This is a genomic window from Rhodococcus sp. HM1, from assembly GCF_023218075.1.
Lineage (GTDB): Bacteria > Actinomycetota > Actinomycetes > Mycobacteriales > Mycobacteriaceae > Rhodococcus.
The window spans coordinates 1-5,813 of sequence record NZ_JALPTB010000136.1; the positions used below are offsets into that span (position 1 = coordinate 1).

At 72.3% G+C, this 5,813-nt stretch carries 8 protein-coding genes; 5 read left to right on the plus strand and 3 right to left on the minus strand.

The features are described from left to right. The first annotated feature begins 249 nt into the window (after positions 1-249). From M1M07_RS31700 to M1M07_RS31720, 5 genes are read left to right on the plus strand one after another with little or no spacing between them, the layout of a single operon-like run. Positions 250-711 carry an Asp23/Gls24 family envelope stress response protein gene (locus M1M07_RS31700; RefSeq protein ID WP_197256541.1) on the plus strand — a complete coding sequence of 154 codons (462 nt, stop codon included), beginning with the start codon at positions 250-252 and terminating at the stop codon, positions 709-711. 2 nt (positions 712-713) lie between these two features. After that, a complete protein-coding gene (locus tag M1M07_RS31705; RefSeq protein WP_197256553.1) occupies positions 714-1,040 on the plus strand; it encodes an Asp23/Gls24 family envelope stress response protein in 327 nt (108 codons plus the stop codon). A gap of 11 nt (positions 1,041-1,051) precedes the next feature. Next, on the plus strand, positions 1,052-1,231 hold the full coding sequence (locus M1M07_RS31710; protein ID WP_197256555.1) for a DUF2273 domain-containing protein: 180 nt from the start codon (positions 1,052-1,054) through the stop codon (positions 1,229-1,231). Further along, complete coding sequence (locus M1M07_RS31715) at positions 1,224-2,237, plus strand: Asp23/Gls24 family envelope stress response protein (RefSeq protein WP_248676691.1); 1,014 nt, start codon at positions 1,224-1,226, stop codon at positions 2,235-2,237. Before M1M07_RS31710 ends, M1M07_RS31715 begins: the two co-directional genes overlap by 8 nt. Beyond that, positions 2,234-2,797 (plus strand): hypothetical protein, encoded by a 564-nt coding sequence (locus tag M1M07_RS31720; RefSeq protein WP_197256545.1) that lies wholly within the window; start codon positions 2,234-2,236, stop codon positions 2,795-2,797. The genes M1M07_RS31715 and M1M07_RS31720 overlap by 4 nt, the downstream gene beginning before the upstream one ends. 35 nt (positions 2,798-2,832) lie before the next feature. Here M1M07_RS31720 and M1M07_RS31725 read toward each other — a convergent pair whose 3' ends face one another. The 3 genes from M1M07_RS31725 to M1M07_RS31735 form a co-directional block, all read right to left on the minus strand. Further along, positions 2,833-4,047 (minus strand): GNAT family N-acetyltransferase, encoded by a 1,215-nt coding sequence (locus M1M07_RS31725; protein WP_248676693.1) that lies wholly within the window; start codon positions 4,045-4,047, stop codon positions 2,833-2,835. Between the two features lie 20 nt (positions 4,048-4,067). Beyond that, positions 4,068-4,832 (minus strand): energy-coupling factor transporter transmembrane protein EcfT, encoded by a 765-nt coding sequence (locus M1M07_RS31730; RefSeq protein WP_248676694.1) that lies wholly within the window; start codon positions 4,830-4,832, stop codon positions 4,068-4,070. Then, a partial coding sequence (locus M1M07_RS31735; protein ID WP_248676695.1) for an ABC transporter ATP-binding protein occupies positions 4,829-5,813 on the minus strand: 985 nt, incomplete at its 5' end. The genes M1M07_RS31730 and M1M07_RS31735, both read right to left, overlap by 4 nt.

Below are 5,813 nucleotides of genomic sequence, written 5' to 3' on the forward strand. Positions count from 1 at the left end.
GCCCTCGGTCACATGATCAGTCGACACGTATTCATCCTTCGATAGTGGTGACGCCGGTCACCCTCGATACCGTTCAACTTTTCTACCAAACGGTGATCACGGGCGACAGTCCTACGCTTCGGCAGCCGGTCCGGGAAACACCGCCCCACGCGCGTCCCATCCGGTCCCGGGAGTCACTAGAGTCGAGGACAACGTGCAGACAACGGAGTCGACCACGGACACACCGGCAGCGCTTCCGAGGAGTCCTTCATGACCAGCGACAGCGGCGCAGGAATCAGCCGCGTACAGTTCGGCGCCGGCGTCTCGCCCGGCCCCGTCGACACACAGGGCCGCACGATCATCGCCGACGCCGTCGTCGCCAAGATCGCCGGCATCGCCACCCGCGAGATCAGCGGCGTGTTCGACGTCGGCGCCGGCACCACCCGCGTCGTGGGGGCGCTGCGCGACCGGATCCCCGGCGCGCGCATCAACCACGGTCAGGGTGTCGCCGTGGAGGTCGGTGAGAAGCAGGCCGCGATCGACATCGGCATCATCGCCGAATACGGCGTGGCACTGCACGAACTCGCGGTCGCCATCCGCCACAACGTGATCGGCGCGGTCGAACGGATGACCGGTCTCGAAGTCACCGAGGTCAACATCACCGTGTTCGACGTCGTGCTGCCCGACGAAGCCGCCGGTCTCGTCGACGACGCCAAGCCGCGAGTGCAGTGACGATCGCCGGGACGCCGCCCACGGCGGAACTTGCCGAACGCGTCGCCGAGGCCGCGCTCGCGGTCCCCGGTGTCGCGGGACTGCACGGTGGCGTCTTCGGCGAGATCGCGACCTATCTGCCCGGCCGGCGCATCGAGGGCATCCGGATCGGCGCGGACCTGTGCGCGGTGCACATCGTGGCCCGCTACCCGGCGGATCTGCCCGCGGTCGCCGAGGCGGTGCACGCGCGGATCGCCCCGATGGTCGCGGTGCCGGTGCAGGTGACGATCGAGGATCTGCAGACCGACGAGCACACAGAGCCCTACGAGCGCACAGAGGCGGCACCGTGAACCACACGCCCATCAACAACACCGTCATCGGTCTCCTCGCCGGACTGCTGCTGGCCATCGCGGGCATCATCGGCGGATTCAGCGGCCTGCTGTTCGCGGTACTGCTCGGCGCCCTCGGCATGGCGATCGGCGCACACCGCGACGGCCTGCTCGACCTCGGTGCCCTGCTCAGGAGCCGGGGTCGTGGCTGAGCAGCACACGCAGACCGCGGCCGAGCCGCACACACAGACACCGGCCGAGCCCGCACCGGAGGACACCCGCGGCCACCGCGGTTCGCTCCTCATCAAGGACCGCGCGGTCGCGCGGATCGCCACCGCCGCAGCGCTGCAGGTTCCCGGTGTGGTCCGGCGCAGCAGCGGTCTGAGCCTCCTCACCGGCCGTGAACTGCCGCGCGCCGACGTGACCACGGGCGGCAACGCCGTCGCCGTCAACCTGTACGTCGCCGCCGAATGGCCGTACGACGCGGCGATGCTCACCCGCCGCGTGCACGATTCGGTGGAACGGCAACTGCGCGAACTCACCGGCCTGTCCGTGCACGAACTGAACGTGGTCGTCGCCGCCACGGCCGTCCCCGAGGACGCGGACAGCGACGCGGCGATTCCCGTCGAGTATCTCGAATCGGACATCGTCGCCGGCCGTACGGAACCACGCACCCCCGTTCCCGTCGTCGCGCCGCTGCCGCCGCTCGCCTACCCGGCCGCTGCTCCCGCGGCGGCGCTCATCGCCGTCGCGGCGCTGATCCTGGCGTTCACCGCCGCGCGGGAGCTGCTCATCGTGCGGGGCACCTACGGCGGCGCACCGTGGCTGCGGAACTCCTTCGAGTGGTTCGGGCGGCTGCACTGGGAGCCGTGGATCCCCGTGGCCGCCGCGGCGTGCGTCGCCGTCGGGGTCGTGCTACTCGCGGTCGCCTGCAAACCGCGGCGCCGCACCCACCTGCCGTTGCAGGTCGCCGGGCCGGTCGCGACGGTGTGGATGCGGCGCACCGACCTGGCCCGCATGTGCAGTGCCCACGCGTCGTCCCTGAGCGGGGTGGCGACCGCCCGCACCGTCGTCGACCGGCGCCGCGCCGTCGTCCGGATCACCGTGGAGGACGAAACCCCGGTCGCCGATCTCACCGCCGCGGTCCGGGCCGCGGTGGAACCGAACCTGGCCCTGCTCGCGGAGCCGATCCCCCTCGTCGTGAAGGTGAACCGGTGAAACTGCGCACCGTCCTGGTCAATCGGTTCGTGACGTTCGCCGTCGGACTCGCGCTGCTCGGCCTGGGGGCGTTCGCCCTGGCCTGGGTGGGCCGGGTGCCGTTCACCCGCGACTCCCTCGCGCGGCTCGACCGGCCCCGCGTCATCGACGTGCCCGACCAGCCGTGGTGGACGGCGGCGCTGTGGGGCGCGGTCGCGGTGGGCCTGACCGTCGGAATCGTGCTGCTCGTGGTGAACCTGTCGCGGCGCCGCACCTCCACCGTGCAGCTCTACGACCAGGTCACGGACGCGACGCTCGGCGTCGAACTCGGCCCCGTCGCCGACGGGGTCGCCGCCGAACTCGCGGCGCTGCCGGGGGTGCGGTCGGTGCGGAGCCGGGCGGTCGTCGAGCGGCATCTGCCGACCCTGTCGGTGACGGTGCACGCCGACCCGAACATCGACGTCGCCGAGTTCACCGCGAGCGCCGAGGACACCGCGCAGCGCGCGGCCCGGGCGCTCGGCGGGGCACGGGTCGCCACCCAGGTGCTGCTGCACCTGGACCCGGCCACCGAGATCCGTTAGGACACCGTCACAACATCACCCCGGCGAACGGCGCCTCAGAACATCACCCCGGCGAACGGCGCCTCAGTGGTCGCGAACAACCGCTCGAGCTGCGGCAGCGCCGAGTCGTCGTGCACACGGACCAGTCCGGCACGGTCGAGCCGGTGCCATCGGGTTCCGCCGAGCAGCGCCGCGGCAAGCGTCGCGACCTCCACCTCCACCTGCGGTGCGGCGTCCGTGCGGCAGCTTCCGGTCGCGGCGATCCGATAGGTGCCGGTGTTCTCCGGCAGCAGCTCGTCGACGACCCCGATCCGCACCGCGGCGTCCCCGTCGAAGACCCGGTGATCCAGCGCGGCGGGTACGTCGAGGATCCGCAGCCACGTCTCGTCGTCGGCGCTGCGCAACCGCACCGCGCGCCGGTCGGTCAGGAGCCACGGCAGCGGATCGTCCTCCGGCACGGCGCTGAACACGAGGATGTCGACCAGATCGAGCGCGAGCAGGAACCGGAGCAGTCCCAGATAGGCGGTGCGGGTCGGGGCGTAGAAGTCGTCGACGACGACGGTGCGGTCGCGGCCGCCGAACCAGCGGTCGGTGCCGATCGGCCGGTACCGGACGAACCCGTCCTCCGAACCCGGATCACCGTGGACAGCAACATAATTCGGCCCGCTACCGGCCTGTGCCATCAACTCGCGACCGCGCCACCACAGCGGGATGCGGTCGATGGTGCCGGGCCGTGTCGACGGGTGCGTGTCGACGATCCGCGGCAGCACCTCCCACACCGCACCCGGCTCGAGCAGCCGCACCGGTCCTCCCCCGGCCACCGACGGAAGCAGTCGCGCTCGCCGCACGTCCAGCTCGAGGGTGTGCGACGTGCTCGCCACCCCGTACCCGAAGCGGCCGTAGATGGTCGCCTCGGAGGCGCGCAGGGTCGCGACCACCTCGCCGCGGTCGCGGGCGTCGTGCAACTGGTGACGCATCAGCGCGGTGAGCACCCCGCGGCGGGTGTGGGTGGGCAGGACCCCGACGTGGGTGACCGCGGCATGCGGCACCCTCCGGCCACCGGGCAGGATCAGGCCGCTGGTCGCCGAATCCGCGGTCCCGACCATGACGCCGTCGACGAATGCGCCGAGTGTGCGCCCTGGTTCGAGCAGTTCCCGGATCTGCCCCGGCTCGTACGGGGGCACGGCGGGCAGGCCGACCATGGCGGTGCGGAACAGGTTCGACGATGCGATGAGATCGGGTTCGGTGTCGAGGACGCGAATCTCGGGCATGGCGGCAGCCTACGGATCGCTCATCCCCAGACGGCCATCACCGTGCACGCGGCGGCGACCGCCACCACCGTCACGAGATCCCCGATTCCCAGACGCGGCCGGGTCCGCACCACGGTCCGCCGCCCCCGGACCGCCAGTGCGTCGCCGAGGTCGCGGACCTGACGCAGCGACACCGACACGACGGCTCCGACGGCGTCGACGACCTGGTGCCACAGCCCGCGCGGGGTCGGCACACCGGGACGGCCGCGCAGCGCACGGGCCGCGAAGACCATGCGCAACTCCTCCCGGATGGACGGCAGCACGCGCAGCGCGAGGGTGCACGTGGTCACCCATTCGTCGACCGGGCACCGCAGCAGCCGCAGCGGCGCGAACAGCACCGGGAGGGTGTCGACGATGTCACCGAGCCGGGTCGTCCACCCCACCAGCGACGCGCAGACCAGCAGCGCCAGGCCCACCAGGACCGATCGCACATACGGGTCGAGGCCCCCGCCGAACGAGCTGAGCACGGCGAAGAACCCGAGGGACGCGAACACCCACCACGGGACGGTGGGCACCGCGCCGCGCGGGATCCGCGCCACGGTGATCGCCGTCGCGAGGACGACGGCCAGCACCAGCAGGCCGGTCCACGACGGCACGAACGCGACCGTCACCGCCAGCGCGGAGGCGGCGAGGAGTTTGGTGCCGGCCCACAGCCGGTGCACGGGCGTTTCACGTGGCACCGGGCGCAGCAGGATCAGGGGACGCCGGGTGCTCCGGTTCGGGCTTCGCGCGCCGGTGCGTCTCATGCCGCCACCGTCCGGTCGTCGACGATCGTGCCGGCATCGAGCACCACGGTGCGCGAGCACACCGCTTCCATGCCGTGCAGGTCGTGGGAGATGACCACGATCGTCATGTGCTCGGTCTCGCGCAGGTACCCGAGGAGTCCGACGAGCTCGTGGCGGCCGGCGTCGTCGAGCCCGGCGAGCGGTTCGTCGAGCACCAGCACGCGCGGGGCGCGGGTGAGTTGTGCGGCGATCGCGACGCGCCGCATCTCGCCGCCGCTGAGCCTGTCGACGGCACGGTCCACCAGGTGCGTGCCCAGGCCGACGCGTTGCAGCACCGCGGCCACGTACGGGCGGTCGATGTAGTCGAGGCCGGCGACGTCGCAGATCTCCTCGGCGACGGTGGGTCGCTGCAGCTGCAGTCGCGCCTGCTGGAACACCAGTCCGATATCGCCGCGCAGGTCGGCGGTCGGGGTGCCCTTCAGCGTGCAGGTGCCGGCGGTGGGCCGGTGCAGTCCGGCCAGTACCCAGGCGAGGGTCGATTTGCCGGAGCCGTTCGCACCCACCACGAGCACCCCCTCGCCGCGACCGACCGTCAGCGTCACGTTCCGCAGCGCGGTGTGCGCCCAGGGGGTCCGGGCGGCGTAGGTGTGGGTAACGTCGCGGAGTTCGAGGATCGGGTCGACGACGGCCGGTGGGGTCGCCACCGTCACGGCCCGGGCGGTCCGCGCGGGCGCGGGAACGAGTCGCCCGCGGTCGAGGTGGACGACGCGACGAGCCGTGGCCGCTTCCCCCTCGACGTGGGTGACGAGCACGACGGCCGTGCCGTCGCGGGCGATGCCGGCGAGCAGGTCGAGCAGGGCGCCGCGGCTCGCGTCGTCGACCATCGCGGTGATCTCGTCGGCGATCAGCAGGGCCGGGCGGCGGGCGAGCGCACCGGCGAGCGTCAGCCGCTGTAACTGCCCGCCGGACAGGTCCTCGGTGGGACGGTCCGCGAGCCCACCC

Excerpts from the sequence above, each read along its gene's own strand:
- M1M07_RS31700 (WP_197256541.1), top strand. The coding sequence starts at position 250 with ATGACCAGCGACAGCGGCGCAGGAATCAGCCGCGTACAGTTCGGCGCC.
- M1M07_RS31730 (WP_248676694.1), bottom strand. The coding sequence starts at position 4,832 with ATGAGACGCACCGGCGCGCGAAGCCCGAACCGGAGCACCCGGCGTCCC.
- M1M07_RS31725 (WP_248676693.1), bottom strand. The coding sequence starts at position 4,047 with ATGCCCGAGATTCGCGTCCTCGACACCGAACCCGATCTCATCGCATCG.